Here is a 21,945-nt window from a genome sequence, read left to right as displayed (position 1 = left end):
ATGGAACAATTGGAAAACGATTATCCCGGCGATGCCAGCTGGCAAGCGCTGGTCACCCTCTACGAGGAGGACTATCTCGATGAGCAGGCACGGCAGCTGGCCTCCGCCATGGACGGACATCTGGACATGGCCGTAATTCTCTATGGCAAGAGAGGGCTCAAGGAAAGCTTATGGTGGCTCGAGCAACCTGTCCCGGCACTGGATAACCTGACGCCCACACAATGCCTGGGCGACCCGATCCTGATTCGGCGCCTGCGCACGGCGCTGATGCGCATGCCCTGAATCGCTGGTGGACGATATTCAGGAACAACGGAACGGCTCTCGACCTGCCGGGCCATGGCGCAATACGGTGACTTTTCCCACGCAGAGGAGCGCCAGCTGGAAGTGGTGGTCGAGGCGGCAACCGCTTGCTTGGCAGCACTGCCGAGCCCCTGAGACCACCATCGCCGCGATGCGACATCCCGACAAGCCAGCACACAAAGGCTGGGCACGACGATATTCTGATGGCGGAACACGTACCTGAAGTGGGAGCGGAGCTTGCCCGCGAAGCTTTTAGCGTTCTCACCGGCCTCTTCGCGCGCAAGCTCCGCTCCCACATGGCCATCCGGTCGTCTGCAGATTGTTGATTCGACACTGAACAGTGGGGGGCCTTGCGACAGCACCGCCAGAATGAAAAATGGGCACCCGATCCTATCGGCGTGCCCATTTTTTCTACAGCGCTCCCGTTGCTCCGGGAGTGGTACCTGACGCTTACGGGTTGACGCTATCTTTGAGCGACTTGCCCGGTTTGAATGCGACGGTATTGCTGGCCTTGATCTTCACCGGCTCGCCGGTTTGCGGGTTCTTGCCGGTACGGGCACCGCGATGGCGCTGCAGAAAGGTGCCGAAACCTACCAGGGTGACGCTGTCTTTGCGGTGCAGCGCGCCGGTGATTTCTTCGAGGACGGCGTTGAGCACACGGCTGGCCTGTTCTTTCGTGAGGTCCGCTTTTTCAGCAATTGCAGCGGCGAGTTCTGGTTTACGCATAATGAAGCCTCTTTGACGGTTTTTTGTTGTTATGTCCGTGCTGTTCTTCCGGAACAGCGCCCAAGGCACCGCAGGCTCTACTCTGCGGCAGACGGGAGTGAGGATGGCACGAGGCAAGGCCCCGCGCCAGTCTCGTTACGACCTTTGTAGGGGCAAGAAGCGGGTGTTTACGACAGAAGGACCGGTATTTACGCCAGCAACGGCGGAAGCTCCTTGTTCAGGGCCAGTTTTTCCATCACCGCGCCGCCGGTCAGGGCATAACCCAGCAGCCGGCCGCCGGTGTCGCGGCACAGGGCCTTGATGTCGGCGCCCTGCCCTTCGACCGTCCACACGCCTTCGCTGCCACGGGGCGGTGGCGACACCACCAGCGGGCACACCGGCGTCTTCACGGTGATCGGCATCGCGCCGTAGCTCACTGCGGTGGCATTGCCGGCCAGGGTCTGGGCCAGCGCCCGGGCGCAGCTCATCAGCGGCATGACGTACAGCAGATTCAGGCCATCGACCTCGGCGCAATCGCCCAGGGCGTAGATATTGGCGTGGGAGGTTTTCAGGTAGCGATCGACCACCACCCCGCGATTGACCTGCAAGCCGGCGGCGGCGGCCAGGTCGATGCGCGGACGCAGGCCGATGGCCGAGACCACCACGTCGCAGGCCACGGTGGCGCCGTCCGACAGATGCGCCTCCAGGTGATCGCCGCTGCGTTGCAGGCGGGTCAGCACCGGGCCCAGGTGAAAACGCGCACCAAGGCTTTCCAGGCCCGCCTGCACAGCGGCGGCCGCCGCCGGGTGCAGCAACGTCGGCATGACCTGTTCGCACGGCGCGACCAGTTCCACCTGGTAACCACCAAGGATCAGGTCATTGGCGAACTCACAGCCGATCAACCCGGCGCCCAGCAGCAGCACACGCTGCTTGCCCGCCGCCGCCGCACGGAAACGCGCGTAGTCTTCCAGGTCGTTGATCGGGAAGATCGCCTCGGGGGCATCGCCTTCCACCGGCACCCGCACGGTTTCCGCGCCCCAGGCCAGGATCAGGTCACGGTAGTTCACCGCTTCCTCGCCGATCCACAGGCGTTTGTGGCCCGGGTCGATGCCGCTGATGCGGGTGTGGGTGCGGATCTCGGCCTTGAGTTGTTCGGCCATGGCCCCGGGCTCGGCCATGCTCAGGCCATCGGCGTCCTTGTTCTTGCCGAAGCCGGTGGAGAGCATGGGCTTGGAGTAGGAACGCCCGTCGTCGGCGGTGATCAGCAGCAGCGGGGTTTCGCTGTCGAGCTTGCGAAACTCCCGGGCCAGGTTGTAACCGGCCAGCCCGGTACCGACGATCACGACAGGTGCGCTCATTCCTTTCTCCAAGTCCATAGACATCTGTTTAAAAATTGATCGATCAGGCGATTTCGATCATTTCGAAATCCGTCTTGCCGACGCCGCAGTCCGGACACAGCCAGTCAGCGGGGACATCTTCCCAGCGGGTCCCGGGGAGGATGCCATCATCCGGCCAACCGTCGGCTTCGTTATAGATCAGCCCGCAAACCACACATTGCCACTTCTTCATCTCGTTACTTCCTCGGTTCCCAGGCTTTTAACGGCACGGACAGTCGATAGGCACAGCGTTGCCGTCCGGCTCAGGGCGTTTTGTACTGATCGAAGGCCGCCGATGCAAGCACGATCGACAGCGTTGATCAGCCTGGCGCTCTAAACGGCCGAACCGCCTGTGATAAGCTCGGCGCCTCACTGGCTGCCAATCAACTGCCCATCGTGCCGCACAAAGCCCCCGTTCCAGCGTCTCCCGCCTGGCTCACGCAGAGCCGGCTGACCACCCCGCCAGACGCACCAACCCTCGACTGGTTATTTGACGAAGGGTCTCTTACTCGTCGTCTGACAGCACTTTCCGATAACGCCTTCAGTGTCACGCCGCTGTTCGAAGGCTGGCAACCGTTGCGCGACGACGAGTGCGCGGCGCTGGAGTTGCCGGGTGAAAGCCTGGGTTGGGTGCGCGAGGTCTATTTGCGCGGTCACGGCCAGCCCTGGGTGTTCGCCCGTAGCGTCGCGGCGCAGAGTGCCTTGCGCGAAGGCGGCCTGAATATGGACGAGTTGGGTAGCCGTTCACTGGGTGAACTGCTGTTCTGCGATCAGGCGTTCGAACGCCAGGCCATCGAAGTCTGCCATTACCCGGCGCCCTGGCTGCCGCCGGAGCATCGCGCCGATCATCTCTGGGGCCGCCGCTCACGTTTCAATCGCGGGCCGCTGAGCCTGCTGGTGGCGGAGATTTTCCTGCCGAGCCTGTGGCACGCCGTCAGTACCTGTGGGGAGAACTGCTGATGTACCTGAACCTGCTCAAATCCATGAACCGCCTGCACCCACGGGCCTGGGACTTTCTCCAGCTGACCCGCATGGACAAGCCCATCGGCATTTACCTGCTGCTGTGGCCGACCCTCAGCGCCCTGTGGATCGCGGCCAAGGGTGTGCCGTCGCTGGGCAACCTGCTGATCTTCACCCTCGGCGTGATCCTGACCCGCGCCGGCGGCTGCGCCATCAATGACTTTGCCGACCGCAAGGTCGACGGCCACGTCAAACGCACCGAGCAGCGGCCCATCGCGGCAGGGCGGATCAGCGGCAAGGAAGCCCTGGCGGTGTTCGCCCTGCTGATGGGAATCAGTTTCCTGCTGGTGCTGTGCACCAACGCGACCACGGTGTGGTTGTCCTTCGGTGCCCTGGCGGTAGCGGCCTGCTACCCGTTCATGAAGCGCTACACCTATTACCCGCAGGTGGTGCTGGGGGCGGCGTATTCCTGGGGCATCCTGATGGCCTTCACCGCCGAGACCGGCAGCCTGCCCGCCACGGCCTGGTTGCTGTATATCGCCAATGTGCTGTGGACGGTGGCATTCGACACCTATTACGCCATGACCGACCGTGAGGACGACCTGAAGATCGGCGTGAAATCCACTGCCATTCTGTTCGGCGAGGCCGATCGGGTGATCATCCTGACCTTGCAGGGCCTGATGCTCGGCTGCCTGCTGCTGGCCGGGGCGCGGTTCGAGCTGGGGGGCTGGTTCCATATCGGGCTTTTAGCGGCCACGGCATGTTTTGTCTGGGAATTCCGGGTCACCCGAGGCAAGGACCCGCAGCTCTGCTTCAAGATGTTCCTGCACAACCACTGGGCGGGATTGGCGATTTTCCTGGGTGTGGTGCTGGATTACGCGGCGCGCTGAGCAACCCCGCTCGCCAGCCAGGCACCCGTTCCAGAGGACACAACGGAACCTGTAGGAGCCTGGCTTGCCAGCGAAGCTTTTAGCGGTCTCAAGGGCCTCTTCGCGGGCAAGCCCTGCTCCTACAAGGTATTGCGGTGAATCAGTGCTTGGCCATGTGCCACATGCCGCCTTTGCCATCACCCATGGCGTCTCCAGGCTTGGCGTCCATCTTGAAGGTGTACATCGGCTTGCCGTTATGCGCCCACTGCATCGTGCCGTCATCGCGCTTGATCTTCGTCCACCCACCCTCGTCCTTGGCATCCGCGGGAGCCATCATCGGCGGCCAGTTCTCGGCGCATTTGTCGTTGCACATGGATTTACCGCCAGCATCCTTATCAAAGGTGTAAAGCGTCATGCCCTTGCTATCGACCATCTTGTCGTGGTCCATCTTGCCCGGCTCAGCCGCGAAAACCAGGGTCGGCAGCGTTAACGCCGCCGTTACCATCAAGGCTTTCAACGAAAACGAAGAGTAAGTCATAAGAACCTTCCTTTTGTGGTTGTAGGATTCGAACCCCCAGCGTAGCCCATGAATATGACCATTGCGGCGTGCGGAAAAAAGCTGTCACATGTCTGCAATAATTTCGTTATCTAATGCGGCGCAAGACAGTTAAATGACAAGAGGGTGAAGGGATATGGTTGGCAGGAGCATTCTGATCGTCGACGACGAAGCGCCCATCCGCGAGATGATCGCCGTTGCGTTGGAAATGGCCGGCTATGACTGCCTGGAAGCGGAAAACTCCCAGCAGGCCCACGCGATCATCGTCGACCGCAAACCCGACCTGATCCTGCTCGACTGGATGCTGCCCGGCACCTCGGGCATCGAGCTGGCACGGCGCCTCAAGCGCGACGAGCTGACCGGTGACATCCCGATCATCATGCTCACCGCCAAGGGTGAAGAAGACAACAAGATCCAGGGTCTTGAAGTCGGCGCCGATGACTACATCACCAAGCCATTCTCTCCACGGGAGCTGGTGGCGCGCCTCAAGGCAGTGCTACGCCGGGCCGGCCCGACCGACGGCGAAGCCCCCATCGAAGTCGGCGGCCTGCTGCTCGACCCCATCAGCCACCGGGTGACCATCGACGGCAAACCGGCGGAAATGGGGCCTACCGAATACCGCTTGTTGCAGTTCTTCATGACCCATCAGGAACGCGCCTACACCCGTGGCCAGTTGCTGGACCAGGTCTGGGGCGGCAATGTCTATGTCGAGGAGCGCACCGTCGACGTGCATATCCGCCGCCTGCGCAAAGCCTTGGGCGATGCCTACGAAAATCTGGTACAAACCGTGCGCGGCACCGGCTATCGTTTCTCGACCAAGGGTTGAGAACGGCTGCAAACAACCCGCAATACATCGGTAACCGAGCCGCTTCAAACTGGCAGCGTTGAAGCTTGTCGCTCGAACGGCTTCGCCTCCAAGGACGCATGTTGAAGTGAATCAAAACTGGCATGGCACCCTGATCCGCCATTTGTTGTTGCTGGTCACCGGCTGCCTGGTGGCAGGCCTGGCCAGCGGGTATTACGGCTGGAGCCTGGCCGTGGGCCTGGGGCTTTACCTGGGCTGGACCCTCAAGCAACTGCTGCGCCTGCATCAATGGCTGCGCCATCACAAACCCGAAGAATCACCGCCGGACGGCTATGGCCTGTGGGGCGACGTATTCGACAGCATCTATCACCTGCAACGTCGCGACCAGCGCGTGCGCGGGCGCCTGCAGGCGGTGATCGACCGGGTCCAGGAATCCACCGCCGCCCTCAAGGACGCGGTGATCATGCTCGACAGCGACGGCAACCTGGAATGGTGGAACCGCGCGGCGGAAACCCTGCTGGGCCTCAAGACGCCCCAGGACAGCGGCCAGCCGGTCACCAACCTGGTGCGCCATCCGCGCTTCAAGGAATACTTCGAACAGGAAAGCTACGCCGAGCCGCTGGAAATTCCCTCGCCGACCAATGACCGCCTGCGTATCCAGCTCTATATCACCCGCTACGGCAACAACGAGCACCTGATGCTGGTGCGCGACGTGACCCGCATCCATCAGCTGGAACAGATGCGCAAGGACTTCGTCGCCAACGTCTCCCATGAGCTGCGCACGCCACTGACGGTGATCTCCGGCTACCTGGAAACCCTGCTCGACAACGTCCAGGAGGTGAACCCACGCTGGGTTCGCGCCCTGCAGCAGATGCAGCAGCAAGGCAGCCGCATGCAGACCCTGCTCAACGACCTGTTGTTGCTGGCCAAGCTGGAAGCCACCGACTACCCGTCGGACAACCAGCCGGTGCGCATCGACACGCTGTTGCAGTCGATCAAGAACGATGCCCAGGCCCTGTCCGGGCAACGCAACCAGACCATCACCCTGGAAGCCGATGGCGCCATCCGCCTCAAGGGCAGCGAGGCGGAACTGCGCAGCGCGTTCTCCAACCTGGTGTTCAACGCCGTCAAATACACCCCGGCCGAAGGCAATATCCGCATTCGCTGGTGGGGCGACGAGCACGGCGCGCACCTGAGCGTGCAGGACTCGGGCATCGGCATCGACAACAAGCACCTGCCACGCCTGACCGAACGCTTCTACCGGGTCGACTCCAGCCGCAACTCCAACACCGGTGGCACCGGCCTGGGCCTGGCAATCGTCAAACACGTGTTGCTGCGCCACCGCGCCCGCCTGGAAATCAGCAGCGTATTGGGCCATGGCAGCACCTTCACCTGCCATTTCGCCCCGGTCCAGGTGACGCGCAACAGCACCCACAACCTGCCCGCCTGAGGCCTTGCCGGGACACCGGTCGGGCCTGGCCACTAGGCAACGGGCGCATCTGCCGCTACATTGGTTGACTTGTGCCTGCCTTTCAGGCCTCAGCCCACCTACTTCAAATTGAAATACGGAACCCGTAAAACCCCATCATGGACCCTTCCCCTAGTAGCTTGACCCTAGCTTCGCTCTTCGCCGACTTCGGCATGATTCTTTTCGCTCTGATCCTGGTATTGCTCAACGGTTTCTTCGTTGCGGCGGAATTCGCCATGGTCAAGCTGCGCTCGACCCGGGTCGAGGCCATCGCCCACCAGAACGGCTGGCGCGGGCAGATCCTGCGCACCGTGCACAGCCAGCTGGACGCCTACCTGTCCGCCTGCCAGTTGGGTATCACCCTCGCCTCCCTGGGCCTGGGCTGGGTCGGTGAACCGGCCTTCGCCCACCTGATGGAGCCGCTGCTGAGTGCCGTCGGGGTGAACTCCGCCGAAGTGGTCAAGGGCGTGTCGTTCTTTACCGCCTTTTTCATCATTTCCTACCTGCACATCGTGGTCGGTGAGCTGGCGCCCAAATCCTGGGCGATCCGCAAGCCCGAGCTGCTGTCGCTGTGGACGGCGGTGCCGCTGTACCTGTTCTACTGGGCGATGTACCCGGCCATCTACCTGCTCAACGCCAGCGCCAACGCCATCCTGCGGATCGCCGGCCAGGGCGAGCCCGGCCCCCATCACGAACACCATTACAGCCGTGAAGAACTCAAGCTGATCCTGCACTCCAGCCGTGGCCAGGACCCCAGCGACCAGGGCATGCGCGTGCTGGCCTCGGCAGTGGAAATGGGCGAACTGGAAGTGGTCGACTGGGCCAACTCCCGTGAAGACCTGGTGACCCTGGACTGCAATGCGCCGCTCAAGGAAATCCTCGCGCTGTTCCGTCGCCACAAGTTCAGCCGTTATCCGGTCTACGACGCCGAACGCAACGTCTTCGTCGGCCTGCTGCACATCAAGGACCTGCTGCTGGAACTGGCGGCCCTGGACCATATTCCCGAGTCGTTCAACCTCGCCGAGCTGACCCGGCCACTGGAGCGGGTATCGCGGCATATGCCGTTGTCGCGCCTGCTGGAACAGTTCCGCCAGGGCGGCTCGCACTTCGCCCTGGTGGAAGAAGCCGACGGCAAGGTGATCGGCTACCTGACCATGGAAGACGTGCTCGAAGTGCTGGTGGGCGATATCCAGGACGAACACCGCAAGACTGAGCGCGGCATCCTCGCCTATCAGCCGGGCAAGTTGCTGGTGCGGGGCGATACGCCGTTGTTCAAGGTCGAACGCCTGCTGGGCATCGACCTGGACCATATCGAGGCGGAAACCCTCGCCGGGCTGGTCTATGACTCCCTGAAGCGGGTGCCGGAAGAGGAAGAAGTGCTGGAAGTCGAAGGCCTGCGCATCATCATCAAGAAGATGAAAGGACCGAAGATCATCCTGGCCAAGGTCCTCAAGCTCGACTGATGGGGGTTATTTCCCTCTCAAGGCAAAATTCGGCAACGCCTCCAGCGGCTGGCTGAACTGATAGGGAATCGACACCAGCCCCATCCCGGTGTTGCGCTGCACCACGAAGTGCAGGTGTGGCCCGGTGCTGTTGCCGGTGTTGCCCGACAGCGCCAGCGGGCTGCCCACTTCCACCCGCTGGCCTTCGCGCACGCTCACCGAGCCTTGCTTGAGGTGCAGGTACACGCCCATGGTGCCGTCGTCGTGCAGCACCCGCACGAAGTTGCCCGAAGGGTTCTTGCCGCCGCCGCTCTGGTCGTTCTCGGTCTTGATCACCACCCCGCCCCGCGCCGCGATGATCGGCGTGCCTACCGGCATGGCGATGTCCATCGCGTAACGGCTCTTGGCGCCGAAGTGGCTGTACTGCCCATTCGGCCCCTGGGTCAGGCGAAACGGCCCGCCACGCCAGGGAAAGGGGTAACGGTAGCCCTGGGCCTGCCCGGAAGGGTCGCCCAGGAAGTATTGGAACCTCGGGACGTAGCGCATCGGCTCGCCGGCCTGAATCGCCGTGAGCAGCGCCAGGCGCTGGTTGCTGCGGGCCGGCAGGACCTTGCGGATCGACTGCGGCGCACCGCTGACGTTCTTCAGGGCACCGAAACTCAGCTCGATCTCCACCGGGGCATAGAGGTCGTTGCGCACGTAGACCTCATCAACGCCCTTCTGCTTGCGGATATCCAAGCGTACCTGACGCTCCAGGTGCTCGACCATCCGATCACGAAACACGAATACCTGGGCGCCCGGCGCCGGGCGGTCACTGTAGGAGACCACCCCATTGGCATCGGTGTACTTGTAGATGGTCATGGCCGCAGCCGAGGTGGCGGCCATCAACAGACCACAGGAAAGCAGCAGGCGCAGGAGCATAAGCGAGAGTCGCCGAATAAAACATGGCGACCAGACTAGCAGGTGGCCAGGGCATTTGTGTGAATCACGCCAGCTGGATGGTCCCGGGGCCAAAGCACAGGTCGACGTTCAATTGAGCCGGCTCCGACAAGTTCACCAGCGCATCCAGGGAGAACTTGTCGATCTTGCCGTTCAGCAGGTCATTCAACCTCGGCTGGGTGATCCCCAGGCGCTTGGCTGCGTCCTTTTGCGACAGCTCCCAGGCGTTGACCCGATTGATCAGCTCCATCATCAGCTTGGAGCGCAGGCGCATGTTGGCGGCCTCCCGAGGAGTGTCCTCAAGGGCATCCCAGACAGAGGCGAAACGTTCAGTCTTGATGGCGTTGGTCATAGCGTTGCTCCTATCTCCTGCAGTCTGGCCCGCGCCAGCTCAATATCCCGGGTTTCCGTTTTCTGGGTGGTCTTTCTGAAGGCGTGAAGGATATACAGGGCATCGGCCCGGTTGACCACATAGAACACCCGAAATGCGCCACTCTCTTCACTCACCCTGATCTCATAGACACCCTTGCCTACCGTCTTCATGGGCTTCCAGTCGCAGGGCGCTTCACCCTGCTGCAGAAGATCCAGCTGAAAACCGACGGCTCTTCGCGCATCCAGCGGGAACGCCTTGAGATCCCTGAGTGAGCTCCCTACAAACACCACATCCTTGTGCCTTGGCATCGACTTCTCCTGTTGCTGACAGGAAAAGACTAATCAATGAACGGGATATCCGTGGTGCGAGGTTGTTTCAAAGCTTGGCGCAAAGGCGACCACCCACATGACTCTTAAATAGATTATATCGAAACAGATATAAAACAACCTGAGCGAAAGGATTCGGACGAAAGGCGTTCCGAGGGCAGGCGTCAGTATCGGAGGAAGGTCAGGCAAACGGCGCGGTGTGCAAAGCCACCACGCCGTCAGGCGGGTATCAAGCCCCGGGAACGAAGTGCTTCAGGGCGGTGCCACGGGCGATCAGGCGGGAGATATAGTCCAGCTTCTGGGCGTCCTGGTCGACAAAGCGGAAGGTCAGTTGCAGCCATTCGCTGTCCGGCTTCGGCTCGTGGGCGACGATGGCATGCAGATAGCCGTTCAAACGGGCGATCTCGGCGTTATCGCCCTGCTCCAGGTCCAGCACGGCGTTTTCCAGCACCTGTGGCAGGATCTCGGTACGCCGCACCACCAGCAAAGCTTCCTTGATGCTCAGCGCCTTGATCACGCACTGCTGAGTGCCGCTGGACAGGCGCAACTGGCCCTGGCCACGACCGCCCGAGGCCGCTGCTGCACCTGCCGGCGACGCGGCGGTGGTCGGACGCACGGGCGGGCTGCTGAGCAGGCCTTTGGACGCCGCCGCAGGGGCTTGCGCCGGCGCCGGGCTGACCACTTCAGCCCGGCCGCCGGTCAGGGCGCTCAGGGAGTCGTTGGCAAAAGCCGAGTTGGCCTTGGTCGGCGCGCTGTTCATCAAGGTGTCGAGCTTGCCGACCTTGTGCAACGCCTGCTTGACCTTGGTCAGCAGCTGTTCGTTGGTAAACGGTTTGCTCACATAACCGGAAACACCGGCCTGGATCGCCTGAACCACGTTTTCCTTGTCGCCACGGCTGGTCACCATGACAAACGGCATCGTCTTGAGGTTGTCCTGCTGGCGGCACCAGGTCAGCAACTCCAGACCGGACATTTCCGGCATTTCCCAGTCGCACAACACCAGGTCGAACGCTTCGCGAGCCAGTACCGCCTGGGCCTTGCGCCCGTTGACAGCGTCTTCGATCCGGATGCCCGGGAAGTAGTTGCGCAGGCATTTCTTCACCAGATCGCGGATGAACGACGCGTCATCCACCACCAAAACACTGACTTTACTCATTGACCATTCCTCTGAAAATCCCGGCTAGCATACTGACTAATGGCTATTTGCCAACAGCGATTGGTCACACCGGGACTTTTCGTTCGCGGGTGCTCGTAAAAATTCGTACGCCACAAACAAAAACGCCCGACCTTAGGCCGGGCGTTTTTCTCAGGCAATCTTACTTATCGTCAGCTTCGCCGGGAACATTAGCAGTTTCGGACAAGGTGCCCTCAACTTCCTGACGCATGCGCTTGAGGCCCATGTGCCGGACGTCGGTGCCGCGCACCAGGTAGATCACCAGTTCGGAGATGTTCCGTGCATGATCGCCGATGCGCTCCAGGGAACGCAGTACCCAGATGATGCTCAGTACCCGGCTGATCGAGCGCGGATCTTCCATCATGTAGGTTGCCAGCTCGCGCAGGGCCGTCTTGTACTCGCGGTCGATGATCTTGTCGTATTGCGCCACCGACAACGCCAGCTCGGCGTCGAAACGGGCAAAGGCGTCCAGCGAGTCACGAACCATGTTGCGCACCTGGTCGCCGATATGGCGGACCTCGACATAACCCCGCGGTGCCTCGCCTTCCTCGCACAGCTGGATGGCGCGACGGGCGATCTTGGTCGCTTCGTCACCGATGCGCTCCAGGTCGATCACCGACTTGGAGATGCTGATGATCAGGCGCAGGTCGGAGGCCGCCGGCTGACGACGGGCGAGAATGCGCAGGCATTCCTCGTCGATATTGCGTTCCATCTGGTTGATCTGGTCGTCGATTTCGCGCACTTGCTGGGCCAGGCCCGAATCGGCTTCGATCAACGCGGTGACCGCGTCGTTGACCTGCTTCTCGACCAGGCCGCCCATGGCCAGGAGGTGGCTGCGTACTTCTTCCAGTTCCGCATTGAACTGCGCGGAAATGTGATGGGTAAGACCGTCTTTATCAATCATTGTGTCGCTCCGCGAAAGCTGCAAGCTTCAAGCTGTAAGCTTCAAGCCGAATTATGAATATGCTCAGGCTGCCCGTGCTTGCCGCTTGTCGCTGACGACTTGCAGCTTCCTCACCTAGCCATAACGACCGGTGATGTAGTCTTCTGTCTGTTTCTTCGCCGGGTTGGTGAACAGGGTGTCGGTGTCACCGAACTCCACCAGCTTGCCCATGTACATGAACGCGGTGTAGTCGGAAACCCGAGCGGCCTGCTGCATGTTGTGGGTGACGATCACAATAGTGAATTTAGATTTCAACTCGTAGATCAGCTCTTCGACCTTGAGGGTCGAGATCGGATCGAGTGCCGAGCACGGTTCGTCGAGCAACAACACTTCCGGTTCGACCGCAATGGTCCGGGCAATCACCAGACGCTGTTGCTGACCGCCGGACAGGCCCAGGGCCGAGTCGTGCAGACGATCCTTGACCTCTTCCCACAGCGCCGCGCCCTTGAGGGCCCATTCCACGGCTTCATCGAGAATACGCTTCTTGTTGATGCCTTGGATACGCAAGCCATAGACCACGTTTTCGTAGATGGTCTTGGGGAACGGGTTGGGTTTCTGGAACACCATGCCGACCTTGCGGCGCAGCTCGGCGACGTCCTCGCCCTTGCGGTAGATGTTGTTGCCGTAGAGGTTGATTTCACCCTCTACGCGGCAACCGTCCACCAGGTCGTTCATGCGGTTGAAGGTGCGCAGCAGCGTCGACTTGCCGCAACCGGACGGGCCGATAAAGGCGGTCACGCGCTGCTTGGGGATATTCATGCTGACGTCGTACAACGCCTGCTTCTCGCCGTAGTACAGGCTCAGTTTCGGGACTTCGATGGCAACGGTTTCGCTCGCCAGGTCCAGGCTCTGCTTGCTACGGCCCAGGGCGGACATGTTGATGCCGTGGGTTTGGGGTTCATGCTGCATGGGGTAACTCCCTGCGCTAACAAATTCGGTTCAATGAGCCGTCGACACAACGCCTGGGTCAACGGTAACGCCGTTCTGTAGGAGCGTGGCTTGCCCGCGAAGGGGGCCTCAAGACCGCCAAAAGCTTCGCGGGCAAGCCACGCTCCCACAGGGACGGCAATCAGCTATCCAGCGCCTTGTACTTCTCGCGCAGGTGGTTGCGAATCCATACGGCCGACAGGTTCAAGGTGGCGATCACCAGCACCAGCAACAACGCCGTAGCGTAGACCAACGGACGAGCGGCCTCGACGTTCGGGCTCTGGAAGCCGACGTCGTAGATGTGGAAGCCCAGGTGCATGATCTTCTGGTCCAGGTGCAGGTACGGGTAGTTGCCGTCCACCGGCAGCGACGGCGCCAGTTTCACCACCCCCACCAGCATCAGCGGGGCCACTTCGCCGGCGGCGCGGGCCACGGCGAGGATCATCCCGGTCATCATGGCCGGACTGGCCATCGGCAGGACGATCTTCCACAAGGTCTCGGCCTTGGTCGCCCCCAGGGCCAGCGAACCTTCGCGCACGGTGCGGGGAATCCGCGCCAGGCCTTCCTCCGTCGCCACGATCACCACCGGCACCGCCAGCAGCGCCAGGGTCAGGGAGGCCCAGAGCAGACCCGGGGTACCGAAGGTCGGTGCCGGCAGGGCTTCGGGGAAGAACAGCCGGTCCAGCGAGCCGCCCAGCACGTAGACGAAGAAGCCCAGGCCGAACACGCCGTAGACGATCGCCGGGACACCGGCCAGGTTGTTCACCGCGATGCGGATAATCCGGGTCAGCGCGTTCTGCTTGGCGTATTCACGCAGGTAGACCGCCGCCAGCACGCCGAACGGGGTCACGATCATCGCCATGATCAGGGTCATCATCACGGTGCCGAAGATCGCCGGGAAGATCCCGCCTTCGGTGTTGGCTTCACGCGGGTCGTCGCTGAGGAACTCCCAGACCTTGCTGAAGTAGAAGCCCAGCTTGGTCAGCTTGCCCATGGCGTTCGGCTGATAGGCGTGGACCACTTTGCCGATGCTGATTTCCAGTTCCTTGCCGTTGGCATCGCGGGCCGTCAGGCTGTCGCGGTTGAACTGGGTGTGCAGATCGCTCAGGTGCGCTTCGATGTCCTGGTAACGGGCATTCAGTTCGGCACGTTCGGTGGCCATGTCGGCTTGCGCGGTGGCGTCGAGCCGGCCTTCCAGTTCCAGCTTGCGGCCGTGCAGACGAATCCGCTCGAGGCCGGCGTTGATCGCGCCGATATCACTCTTCTCGAGTGTCTTGATCTGCGCCGCCAACCCGTTCACGCGCTGGACACGGGCCTGCAACTCGGGCCAGGCGGCTTCGCCTTCGGCGATCACCTTGCCGTTCTCCTTGACGTTGACCAGGGTGCCGTAGAAGTTGCCCCACTCACGACGCTCGATGGTCATCAGTTCGGCCGGGTAGGTCTGGTCCTGCAACCACTCGCCGACGATCCAGGTGAAGTCGTTGCCGTTCAGGTCGCGGTTACCGACCTTGATCAGCTCCCGGGTCATGAACTCGGGGCCTTCGTCGGGCACCGGCAAGCCGGCGGTCTTCAGACGCGCGCGCGGCACTTCTTCCTTCTGTACCACTTCGCCGACCACGAGCTGGTTGGCCTGGCCCGGCACGTTGTACTGGGCATGCACCAGGTCGGCCGGCCAGAAGTGGCCCAGGCCGCGCACAGCGATCACGGCCAGCAGGCCGATGGTCATGATGACCGCGATGGATACCGCACCACCGCTGATCCAGACGCCGGGGGCGCCGCTCTTGAACCAGCTGTTCAGGGAGTTCTGTTTCACAGACTTCTACCTTTCTTAAAGCGACGAGTATTTCTTGCGCAGACGCTGACGAATCAGTTCCGCGAGGGTGTTCATGATGAACGTGAACAGCAGCAGCACCAGCGCCGAGAGGAACAGCACGCGGTAGTGGCTACCGCCGACTTCCGACTCCGGCATCTCCACCGCGACGTTGGCCGCCAGGGTGCGCAGGCCCTCGAACAGGTTCATCTCCATGACCGGGGTGTTGCCGGTGGCCATCAGCACGATCATGGTCTCGCCGACGGCGCGGCCCATGCCGATCATCAGCGCCGAGAAGATCCCCGGGCTGGCGGTGAGAATCACCACCCGCGTCATGGTCTGCCACGGCGTGGCGCCCAGGGCCAGCGAGCCCAGGGTCAGGCCGCGCGGCACGCTGAACACGGCGTCTTCGGCGATGGAGTAGATGTTCGGGATCACCGCGAAGCCCATGGCCAGGCCGACCACCAGGGCGTTGCGCTGGTCGTAGGTGATGCCCAGGTCGTGGGAGATCCACATGCGCATGTCGCCGCCGAAGAACCAGTTCTCCAGGTGCGGGCTCATAAACAGCGAGAGCCAGCCGACGAACAGGATCACTGGGATCAGGATCGCGCTTTCCCAGCCGTCCGGCACCCGCAGGCGCAGCGAATCGGGCAGGCGGCTCCAGGCGAAGCCGGCCACCAGGATGCCGATCGGCACGAGCATCAGCAGGCTGAAGATCCCCGGCAGATGCCCTTCTACATAAGGTGCCAGGAACAGGCCGGCGAAGAAGCCGAGGATCACCGTCGGCATCGCTTCCATCAGTTCGATCACCGGCTTGACCTTGCGGCGCATGCCCGGGGCCATGAAGTAGGCGGTGTAGATGGCCGCGGCGACGGCCAGCGGTGCAGCCAGGAGCATGGCGTAGAACGCGGCCTTCAGGGTACCGAAGGTCAGCGGCGACAGGCTCAGCTTGGGTTCGAAGTCGGTGTTGGCGGCGGTCGATTGCCAGACGTACTTGGGTTCGTCGTAGTTCTCGTACCAGACCTTGCTCCACAGCGCGCTCCAGGACACTTCCGGGTGCGGGTTATTGAGGACCAACGGCTGGATCTTGCCACCTTGCTCGACGATCACCCGGTTGGCCCGCGGCGACAGACCGAACAGGCCCTGGCCGTCGACCACCTGGTTGACCAGCAGGGTCCGGTGCGCGGTGCTGTGGAAAATGCCGAGCTTGCCGGAGGCGTCCATGGCGACAAAGCCCTTGCGACGCTCTTCGGCGGTGATTTCGACGATCGGCGCGGTGCCCATCTGGAAACCGCGGATATTTTTCAGGCGCAGTTCACCATCCGGATCGCGGGCCATGAACCACTGGGCCAGGCCGCCGGTGGAGTCACCAATGATCAGCGAGATACCGCCCACCAGTTGGGTACTGGCGGTCACTTCGGCATTGGCGCTTTCCAGCAGTTTGTAACGACCGTTCAGGCTCTTGTCGCGCAGGCTGAAGACATCGGCCTGGGCGCGCCCGTTGATCACATACAGCCACTGCTGGCGCGGATCGATATAGATCGCCTTCACCGGCTCGGTCATCTGCGGCAGCTCGATGCTCTTCTGCTCGCTGGTGACCTCGCCGGTCATCATGTTTTCTTCTTTGGTCAGCGCCAGCACGTGCAGTTGCGCGCCGGTGGAGCCGGCCACGACCAACGTGGTGTCGGCGGCGTTCAGGTTCACATGCTCAAGGGCACGGCCCTGGTCATCAAGAATGATCGGTGCCTCGCCGTAGGGGTACTCGACCGCGGGGGAAATGGTTTTCTTGCCGTCCGGATACGTCACTTTATAGGTGTGACGGAACACCAGCGCCTGGCCATTGGACAGGCCGACAATCACCAGCGGGATACCCGGCTGGTCCTTACTGATAGAGGTGACCGTGGTGCCGGCCGGAATCGGCAGGTCGACCCGCGACAGTTCGCTGGCGTCCTGGACATTGAAGAACAGCACCTGGCCTTTGTCGGAAACCCGCATGCCGACCTGGTTCTGCTCTTCCAGGGAGATCATCAGGGGTTTGCCGGCGTCCTGGATCCAGGCGGGGGTAATGCTTTTCTCGGCGGTCAGCGAGGCGCCCTGGAACAGGGGCAGGACCACATAACCGAGAAAGAAGAAGATCAGGGTGATCGCCCCGAGGACGGCGAGGCCGCCAATGAACACATACCAACGGGTCAGGCGATCCTTCAGCGCGCGGATACGGCGCTTGCGTTGCAGCTCAGGCGTATTGAAATCAATGCGCTTGGGGGGTGAAGTCGTAGTCATGGTGGAATTGGCCAGATCGTTCATGCGCACACCCTAGCGGTCCTGTATGACAGAAAGATGACAATGCGGTGACGCACTGAAGCCGCCGCCCAGCAAGGCTGGCAGCGGTTTCGGAATGAGGGGCGCGGTCGATTGGGATCAGACCGCGCCTTGGTGTTGCTGCCGGGACTGGCGTCCCGGCCGAAGGCTTACTGCTTGCCTTCGCTCAGGCCCAGGTCAGCCAGTGCCTTGGCGGCAACTTTGGCGGGCAGTGGGATGTAGCCGTCTTTCACAACCACTTCCTGACCCTGCTTGGACAGAACCAGTTTCACGAACTCGGCTTCCAGCGGAGCCAGAGGCTTGCCCGGGGCCTTGTTGACATAGACGTAGAGGAAACGCGACAGCGGGTATTTGCCGTTCAGGGCGTTTTCTTCGCTGTCTTCGATGAACTCGGTGCTGCCTTTCTTCGACAGGGCAACGGTTTTCACGCTGGCGGTCTTGTAGCCGATACCCGAGTAGCCGATACCGTTCAGCGAGGAGCTGATGGACTGCACAACGGAAGCCGAACCCGGTTGTTCGTTCACGTTAGGCTTGTAGTCGCCTTTGCACAGGGCTTCTTCCTTGAAGTAGCCGTAGGTGCCGGATACCGAGTTACGGCCGAACAGTTGCACTGGCTTGTTGGCCAGGTCACCGGTCACACCCAGGTCAGCCCAGGTCTTGACTTCGGCTTTGGCGCCGCACAGACGAGTCGAGGAGAAGATCGCGTCGACTTGTTCCATGGTCAGGTGCTTGATCGGGTTGTCCTTGTGCACGAACACGGCCAGGGCATCCACGGCGACCGGGATAGCGGTCGGCTTGTAGCCGTACTTCTGCTCGAAGGCCGCCAGTTCGGTGTCCTTCATCTTGCGGCTCATCGGGCCCAGGTTCGAAGTGCCTTCAGTCAGGGCGGGCGGCGCGGTAGCGGAACCGGCGGCCTGAATCTGAATGTTCACGTTCGGGTATTCTTTCTTGTAGCCCTCGGCCCACAGGGTCATGAGGTTGGCCAGGGTGTCGGAACCAACACTGGACAGGTTACCCGATACGCCCGTGGCTTTTGTATAAGACGGAATGGCCGGGTCCACACCAGCGGCGACCGCGTGGGCAGTTGCAACGCCAGCAGCGACAAAAGTCATTGCCGCCATCAAACGCTTCAGTTTCATGCCTTGCTCCTAGCAGAGAGGGTTTATCAGATCGGGGCCAAGTATCAGTAGGCCGGATGAACACTCTATGACTGTTATATGACAGTTAGATGAATGGCCATCATGCGCAAACCGCTGGTTTTCTGAACGCAAAAGCGGGCAAACGCCCGCCTTTACTGGACTACGCCGCCGTCGCGCGGCACTGAATCATGTCAAGACTGAAACAATTTGAAACCCTCTTCCTTTATATGGAGGCGACGCACCTCCAGTGCCGCCTCAATGCCAGCAAATACATCTTGAAATGCTCGATAGGTTGACAAAACATGAATAAAATACAAATTTGTCAACCCGAGGGGATTTTATGATCAGCGACCGAATCCGCCGTGCCCGCTTGCTACGCGGCATGTCTCTGGAGGCTTTGGCCCTCCAGCTGGGTGACATCACCAAACAAGCGCTCAGCAAATACGAGAAAGGCTTGAATACGCCGAACTCCACGCGCCTGCTGCAAATAGCGGCGGTCCTGGAGGTGAGCCCGGAGTATTTCTTCCGCGTGGATGCCATTCCGTTGGCGCCCCTGGAATTTCGCAAGCTGGCGAAGATGCCTAAATATCGCCAGGTCCAGATAGAAGAGCAGATGCGTGAATACCTTGAGCGCTACATCGCGCTGGAGGAATGCTTCGACCCGCGAGAGATTCTGACGGCCACGACGCCCGCCGGGATGATTGATGTCAGCTCACTGGAAGAGGCGGAGCACGCCGCGCAGGCGCTCCGTGAGTTCTGGGGACTGGGCGGCGATCCGATCTTTCACCTGACCGAGCAACTGGAAGAGCACGGCATCAAGGTGGCCATGCTGTCGGGGTCGGATGACTTCGATGGAGCCTGTGCCGCCACCGATGACGGTCACCATGTGCTGATTGCGCTGAATACCGAACGACCCGGCGAGCGTATTCGCTTCACCGCCGCCCACGAGCTTGGGCACTGGGTCATGCGGCTACCCGCCAACATGCCCGAGGCGGACAAGGAACAGTGCTGCCATCGTTTTGCGGGCGCCTTTCTGTATCCGGCCAAATGCGTCACCGGCGACTTTGGCAGCCACCCTCGCTCCAGGGTCCATCCTCGCGAACTGTTGATCGCCAAGCGTCACTATGGGCTGTCGATGCAGGCAGCGCTGCGCCGGCTGAAAGACCTGAATCTGCTTAGCGAAAGCGGCTACAAGACCCTCACCATTCAATTCAGCGCCAATGGCTGGCGCAAGTCTGAACCCGAACCTATGCCCTGCAAGCCCCCGCAGCGTTTCGAGTCGTTGGTCTTTCGTGGGTTGGCGGAGGGTCTGATCAGCAAATCCCGCGCGGGTGAACTGCTGCGCCAACCAGTGAGCTCCCTGGACCCCAACTTCCTGGGCCCGCTGGAGAGTCCATGAGCCTCATCTATATCAGCGATACGAACATCTGGATCGACTTCAGAAACGCCGGATTGCTGGAGCAACTGTTCAAGCTGCCCTTCACTTTTTGCTGTACCGACTTCGTACTTGAAGAGCTCAAGGACTTCTCACGCGAGCAACTGCTTGGCCATGGGCTGTTGATCGAGTCATTCGATGGTAACGGCGTGATGCGCCTCTTCACGCTCAAGGTTGAACACAACAACAGCTCCCTGGCTGATGTCTCCTGCTACCTGCTCGCCCAGGAAACCGGGCGCCCGCTGCTCACCGGCGATGGCCGGCTCAGACGCCAGGCCCAACGCGACGGACTACAGGTGCGTGGCGCGCTCTGGCTGCTGGATCTGATGGTGGAACACCTCGTGGTGACACCTCAAGAAGCAGCCAACGCACTGGAAACCATGACCGAGAGCGGAGCGCGACTGCCGGAGAGAGAATGCCACTCCCGGATCAGTCGCTGGCGACAAGACTGACGCGCGCTTTTAACCGCCGCTTAACGCCCCTTCGACCACAGATACCCGCCCACCAGCACACCGATGCCGCAAATGATCGCCACATAATAGGCGGGGCCCATCGGGCTTTCCTTGAGCAGCAGGGTGACGATCATCGGGGTCAGGCCGCCGAAGATCGCGTAGGCCAGGTTGTAGGAGAACGACAGGCCACTGAAGCGCACCACCGCCGGGAACGCCTTGACCATCACGTAAGGCGTCGCACCGATGGTGCCGACGAACAGGCCGCTCAGGGCATACAGCGGGAACAGCCACTCGGGGTGAGTCGGTACGGTGCTATAGAAGGTCCAGAACGTCACCATCAACCCCAGGCTGCCGAACACAAAGACCCGCCCGGCACCAAAACGGTCGGCCAGCGCACCGGAAAGGATGCAACCCAGGGTCAGGCAGATCGTCGCCAGGCTGTTGGCTTCCAGCGAAATGGTCGGGGAAAAGTGAAAAGCCGTTTGCAGCACGGTCGGGGTCATCAGGATCACCACCACCACGCCAGCGGACAGCACCCAGGTCAACAGCATCGAGATCAGGATCGCGCCGCGATGATCACGCAGCACCGCGCCCAGCGGGATGCCGTCGGACAGCGCCTTGCGTTGCTGCAACTCGGCGAACACCGGGGTCTCGTGCAGCCAGCGGCGCAGGTAGACCGAGAACAGGCCGAACACACCGCCCAGCAGGAACGGGATCCGCCAGGCGTAATCCGCCACTTCCAGCGGGGTATAAAGGCTGTTGATCAGGGTCGCCACCAACGAACCGAGCAGGATGCCGGCGGTCAGGCCCGAAGTCAGGGTGCCGCAGGCAAAGCCGATCTTGCGCTCCGGCACGTGTTCGGCGACGAACACCCAGGCCCCCGGCACTTCACCGCCGATGGCCGCGCCCTGGATCACCCGCATCAGCAACAGCAGGATCGGCGCCCAGATGCCGATCTGCCCATAGGTCGGCAGCAGGCCCATGATCAGGGTCGGCACCGCCATCAGGAAAATACTCAGGGTGAACATCTTCTTGCGCCCCAGCAGGTCGCCGAAGTGCGCCATCACGATGCCGCCCAGTGGCCGGGCCAGGTAGCCGGCGGCGAAAATCCCGAAGGTCTGCATCAGGCGCAGCCACTCGGGCATGTCCGCCGGGAAAAACAACTTGCCGACCACTGCGGCAAAAAACACGAAAATGATAAAGTCGTAGAACTCCAGCGCACCGCCCAGGGCAGACAGCGATAAAGTCTTGTAGTCGTTACGGGTCAGCGGGCGCGCGGGTTGCGCAATCGGGGTGGACGCGGTGGTCATGGGCTTCTCTTATTGGGCACGTCTATGAGCCACGCAAGGCTCGACTCAGGCTGGGAGCAGGTCTGGCACGATAGCAAATTGTTCGTAAAAGCACATGGATCGGCGCATTCGTCGGCAAAAATGAGAACCGGGAGGTCGTCTCGCGGTCTACCGACCGATATACTCGTGCCCTGCGCCGGGTAAAACCCGCAGGCTAGAGGGGTATTGTGCGAAAACGCCGTTGGGCCGAACCAGCCGCTTTCGCAGAGTTTCCCTTAGTGCGGCTTACGAGAAACGTAACGAACGTAGTATGTTCGGGCTGAATCGTTTTTCTTGAA

General features: G+C 61.5%; 22 protein-coding genes. 8 read left to right on the top strand and 14 right to left on the bottom strand.

Annotated features, from left to right (window positions below; translation table 11 throughout):
- Nucleotides 1-282: a hypothetical protein gene (locus tag HX830_RS29285; protein WP_177104153.1), complete on the top strand. Its 282-nt coding sequence runs from the start codon at nt 1-3 to the stop codon at nt 280-282.
- 468 nt (nt 283-750) lie between these two features.
- Here the strand turns inward: HX830_RS29285 and HX830_RS29280 are convergent, their stop codons facing one another.
- From HX830_RS29280 to HX830_RS29270, 3 genes are all read right to left on the bottom strand, one after another.
- Nucleotides 751-1,026 (bottom strand): HU family DNA-binding protein, encoded by a 276-nt coding sequence (locus tag HX830_RS29280; protein WP_040071769.1) that lies wholly within the window; start codon nt 1,024-1,026, stop codon nt 751-753.
- A gap of 188 nt (nt 1,027-1,214) precedes the next feature.
- Nucleotides 1,215-2,363 carry an NAD(P)/FAD-dependent oxidoreductase gene (locus HX830_RS29275; RefSeq protein ID WP_177104151.1) on the bottom strand — a complete coding sequence of 383 codons (1,149 nt, stop codon included), beginning with the start codon at nt 2,361-2,363 and terminating at the stop codon, nt 1,215-1,217.
- A gap of 43 nt (nt 2,364-2,406) precedes the next feature.
- Nucleotides 2,407-2,574: a rubredoxin gene (locus HX830_RS29270; RefSeq protein ID WP_103499396.1), complete on the bottom strand. Its 168-nt coding sequence runs from the start codon at nt 2,572-2,574 to the stop codon at nt 2,407-2,409.
- Nucleotides 2,575-2,777: 203 nt separating this feature from the next.
- On the opposite strand from HX830_RS29270, the gene HX830_RS29265 reads away from it, so the two are divergent.
- Both HX830_RS29265 and ubiA read left to right on the top strand, forming a co-directional pair.
- Complete coding sequence (locus tag HX830_RS29265; protein WP_177104150.1) at nt 2,778-3,341, top strand: chorismate lyase; 564 nt, start codon at nt 2,778-2,780, stop codon at nt 3,339-3,341.
- Nucleotides 3,341-4,231 carry a 4-hydroxybenzoate octaprenyltransferase gene (ubiA, locus tag HX830_RS29260; protein ID WP_177104148.1) on the top strand — a complete coding sequence of 297 codons (891 nt, stop codon included), beginning with the start codon at nt 3,341-3,343 and terminating at the stop codon, nt 4,229-4,231. The genes HX830_RS29265 and ubiA overlap by 1 nt, the downstream gene beginning before the upstream one ends.
- Before the next feature lie 139 nt (nt 4,232-4,370).
- Here ubiA and HX830_RS29255 read toward each other — a convergent pair whose 3' ends face one another.
- Nucleotides 4,371-4,748 carry a COG4315 family predicted lipoprotein gene (locus HX830_RS29255; RefSeq protein WP_177104146.1) on the bottom strand — a complete coding sequence of 126 codons (378 nt, stop codon included), beginning with the start codon at nt 4,746-4,748 and terminating at the stop codon, nt 4,371-4,373.
- A gap of 154 nt (nt 4,749-4,902) precedes the next feature.
- Here HX830_RS29255 and phoB point away from each other — a divergent pair, with 154 nt between their 5' ends.
- The 3 genes from phoB (at nt 4,903) to HX830_RS29240 (ending at nt 8,502) form a co-directional block, all read left to right on the top strand.
- Nucleotides 4,903-5,592, top strand: a complete 690-nt coding sequence (phoB, locus tag HX830_RS29250) for a phosphate regulon transcriptional regulator PhoB (RefSeq protein ID WP_003176964.1) — start codon at nt 4,903-4,905, stop codon at nt 5,590-5,592.
- A gap of 106 nt (nt 5,593-5,698) precedes the next feature.
- Nucleotides 5,699-7,021: a phosphate regulon sensor histidine kinase PhoR gene (gene phoR / locus HX830_RS29245; RefSeq protein WP_177104144.1), complete on the top strand. Its 1,323-nt coding sequence runs from the start codon at nt 5,699-5,701 to the stop codon at nt 7,019-7,021.
- Nucleotides 7,022-7,158: 137 nt separating this feature from the next.
- The gene (locus tag HX830_RS29240; RefSeq protein WP_177104142.1) at nt 7,159-8,502 is read left to right on the top strand and encodes a hemolysin family protein; all 1,344 of its coding nucleotides are present in this window, start codon (nt 7,159-7,161) and stop codon (nt 8,500-8,502) included.
- Between the two features lie 6 nt (nt 8,503-8,508).
- Here HX830_RS29240 and HX830_RS29235 read toward each other — a convergent pair whose 3' ends face one another.
- The 9 genes from HX830_RS29235 to HX830_RS29195 all read right to left on the bottom strand — a co-directional run bounded on the left by HX830_RS29235 (nt 8,509) and on the right by HX830_RS29195 (nt 18,431).
- Complete coding sequence (locus tag HX830_RS29235; protein WP_177104140.1) at nt 8,509-9,402, bottom strand: peptidoglycan DD-metalloendopeptidase family protein; 894 nt, start codon at nt 9,400-9,402, stop codon at nt 8,509-8,511.
- 64 nt (nt 9,403-9,466) lie between these two features.
- Nucleotides 9,467-9,772: a helix-turn-helix domain-containing protein gene (locus HX830_RS29230; protein ID WP_177104138.1), complete on the bottom strand. Its 306-nt coding sequence runs from the start codon at nt 9,770-9,772 to the stop codon at nt 9,467-9,469.
- Nucleotides 9,769-10,101, bottom strand: a complete 333-nt coding sequence (locus tag HX830_RS29225; RefSeq protein WP_177104136.1) for a type II toxin-antitoxin system RelE/ParE family toxin — start codon at nt 10,099-10,101, stop codon at nt 9,769-9,771. The genes HX830_RS29230 and HX830_RS29225 overlap by 4 nt, the downstream gene beginning before the upstream one ends.
- 247 nt (nt 10,102-10,348) lie before the next feature.
- A complete protein-coding gene (locus HX830_RS29220; RefSeq protein WP_177104134.1) occupies nt 10,349-11,275 on the bottom strand; it encodes a response regulator in 927 nt (308 codons plus the stop codon).
- 160 nt (nt 11,276-11,435) lie between these two features.
- The gene (gene phoU, locus HX830_RS29215; protein WP_100939820.1) at nt 11,436-12,197 is read right to left on the bottom strand and encodes a phosphate signaling complex protein PhoU; all 762 of its coding nucleotides are present in this window, start codon (nt 12,195-12,197) and stop codon (nt 11,436-11,438) included.
- A gap of 114 nt (nt 12,198-12,311) precedes the next feature.
- A complete protein-coding gene (gene pstB, locus HX830_RS29210; RefSeq protein ID WP_103499406.1) occupies nt 12,312-13,145 on the bottom strand; it encodes a phosphate ABC transporter ATP-binding protein PstB in 834 nt (277 codons plus the stop codon).
- Between the two features lie 160 nt (nt 13,146-13,305).
- The gene (gene pstA / locus HX830_RS29205; protein WP_103499407.1) at nt 13,306-14,976 is read right to left on the bottom strand and encodes a phosphate ABC transporter permease PstA; all 1,671 of its coding nucleotides are present in this window, start codon (nt 14,974-14,976) and stop codon (nt 13,306-13,308) included.
- 15 nt (nt 14,977-14,991) lie between these two features.
- On the bottom strand, nt 14,992-17,025 hold the full coding sequence (locus tag HX830_RS29200) for an ABC transporter permease subunit (RefSeq protein ID WP_177104163.1): 2,034 nt from the start codon (nt 17,023-17,025) through the stop codon (nt 14,992-14,994).
- A gap of 416 nt (nt 17,026-17,441) precedes the next feature.
- A complete protein-coding gene (locus HX830_RS29195) occupies nt 17,442-18,431 on the bottom strand; it encodes a phosphate ABC transporter substrate-binding protein PstS (protein WP_103499409.1) in 990 nt (329 codons plus the stop codon).
- A 340-nt stretch (nt 18,432-18,771) separates the two neighbouring features.
- On the opposite strand from HX830_RS29195, the gene HX830_RS29190 reads away from it, so the two are divergent.
- Nucleotides 18,772-19,830 carry a helix-turn-helix domain-containing protein gene (locus HX830_RS29190; protein ID WP_152736632.1) on the top strand — a complete coding sequence of 353 codons (1,059 nt, stop codon included), beginning with the start codon at nt 18,772-18,774 and terminating at the stop codon, nt 19,828-19,830.
- Nucleotides 19,827-20,318 carry a type II toxin-antitoxin system VapC family toxin gene (locus tag HX830_RS29185; RefSeq protein WP_152736631.1) on the top strand — a complete coding sequence of 164 codons (492 nt, stop codon included), beginning with the start codon at nt 19,827-19,829 and terminating at the stop codon, nt 20,316-20,318. Before HX830_RS29190 ends, HX830_RS29185 begins: the two co-directional genes overlap by 4 nt.
- A 20-nt stretch (nt 20,319-20,338) precedes the next feature.
- Here HX830_RS29185 and HX830_RS29180 read toward each other — a convergent pair whose 3' ends face one another.
- Nucleotides 20,339-21,628 (bottom strand): MFS transporter, encoded by a 1,290-nt coding sequence (locus tag HX830_RS29180; protein ID WP_177104132.1) that lies wholly within the window; start codon nt 21,626-21,628, stop codon nt 20,339-20,341.
- Between the last annotated feature and the right edge of the window lie 317 nt (nt 21,629-21,945).

Origin of the sequence: Pseudomonas gingeri (assembly GCF_013385425.1) — a bacterium.
GTDB lineage: Bacteria > Pseudomonadota > Gammaproteobacteria > Pseudomonadales > Pseudomonadaceae > Aquipseudomonas > Aquipseudomonas gingeri_D.
This window is presented reverse-complemented; position numbering and strand designations above follow the sequence as displayed.

What these genes read in the sequence shown, in the direction of transcription:
- HX830_RS29285 (WP_177104153.1), top strand. Translation starts at nt 1, where the DNA reads ATGGAACAATTGGAAAACGATTATCCCGGCGATGCCAGCTGGCAAGCG.
- HX830_RS29280 (WP_040071769.1), bottom strand. Translation starts at nt 1,026, where the DNA reads ATGCGTAAACCAGAACTCGCCGCTGCAATTGCTGAAAAAGCGGACCTC.
- HX830_RS29275 (WP_177104151.1), bottom strand. Translation starts at nt 2,363, where the DNA reads ATGAGCGCACCTGTCGTGATCGTCGGTACCGGGCTGGCCGGTTACAAC.
- HX830_RS29270 (WP_103499396.1), bottom strand. Translation starts at nt 2,574, where the DNA reads ATGAAGAAGTGGCAATGTGTGGTTTGCGGGCTGATCTATAACGAAGCC.
- ubiA (WP_177104148.1), top strand. Translation starts at nt 3,341, where the DNA reads ATGTACCTGAACCTGCTCAAATCCATGAACCGCCTGCACCCACGGGCC.
- HX830_RS29255 (WP_177104146.1), bottom strand. Translation starts at nt 4,748, where the DNA reads ATGACTTACTCTTCGTTTTCGTTGAAAGCCTTGATGGTAACGGCGGCG.
- phoB (WP_003176964.1), top strand. Translation starts at nt 4,903, where the DNA reads ATGGTTGGCAGGAGCATTCTGATCGTCGACGACGAAGCGCCCATCCGC.
- HX830_RS29240 (WP_177104142.1), top strand. Translation starts at nt 7,159, where the DNA reads ATGGACCCTTCCCCTAGTAGCTTGACCCTAGCTTCGCTCTTCGCCGAC.
- HX830_RS29235 (WP_177104140.1), bottom strand. Translation starts at nt 9,402, where the DNA reads ATGCTCCTGCGCCTGCTGCTTTCCTGTGGTCTGTTGATGGCCGCCACC.
- HX830_RS29230 (WP_177104138.1), bottom strand. Translation starts at nt 9,772, where the DNA reads ATGACCAACGCCATCAAGACTGAACGTTTCGCCTCTGTCTGGGATGCC.
- HX830_RS29225 (WP_177104136.1), bottom strand. Translation starts at nt 10,101, where the DNA reads ATGCCAAGGCACAAGGATGTGGTGTTTGTAGGGAGCTCACTCAGGGAT.
- HX830_RS29220 (WP_177104134.1), bottom strand. Translation starts at nt 11,275, where the DNA reads ATGAGTAAAGTCAGTGTTTTGGTGGTGGATGACGCGTCGTTCATCCGC.
- phoU (WP_100939820.1), bottom strand. Translation starts at nt 12,197, where the DNA reads ATGATTGATAAAGACGGTCTTACCCATCACATTTCCGCGCAGTTCAAT.
- pstB (WP_103499406.1), bottom strand. Translation starts at nt 13,145, where the DNA reads ATGCAGCATGAACCCCAAACCCACGGCATCAACATGTCCGCCCTGGGC.
- HX830_RS29195 (WP_103499409.1), bottom strand. Translation starts at nt 18,431, where the DNA reads ATGAAACTGAAGCGTTTGATGGCGGCAATGACTTTTGTCGCTGCTGGC.
- HX830_RS29190 (WP_152736632.1), top strand. Translation starts at nt 18,772, where the DNA reads ATGATCAGCGACCGAATCCGCCGTGCCCGCTTGCTACGCGGCATGTCT.
- HX830_RS29185 (WP_152736631.1), top strand. Translation starts at nt 19,827, where the DNA reads ATGAGCCTCATCTATATCAGCGATACGAACATCTGGATCGACTTCAGA.
- HX830_RS29180 (WP_177104132.1), bottom strand. Translation starts at nt 21,628, where the DNA reads ATGACCACCGCGTCCACCCCGATTGCGCAACCCGCGCGCCCGCTGACC.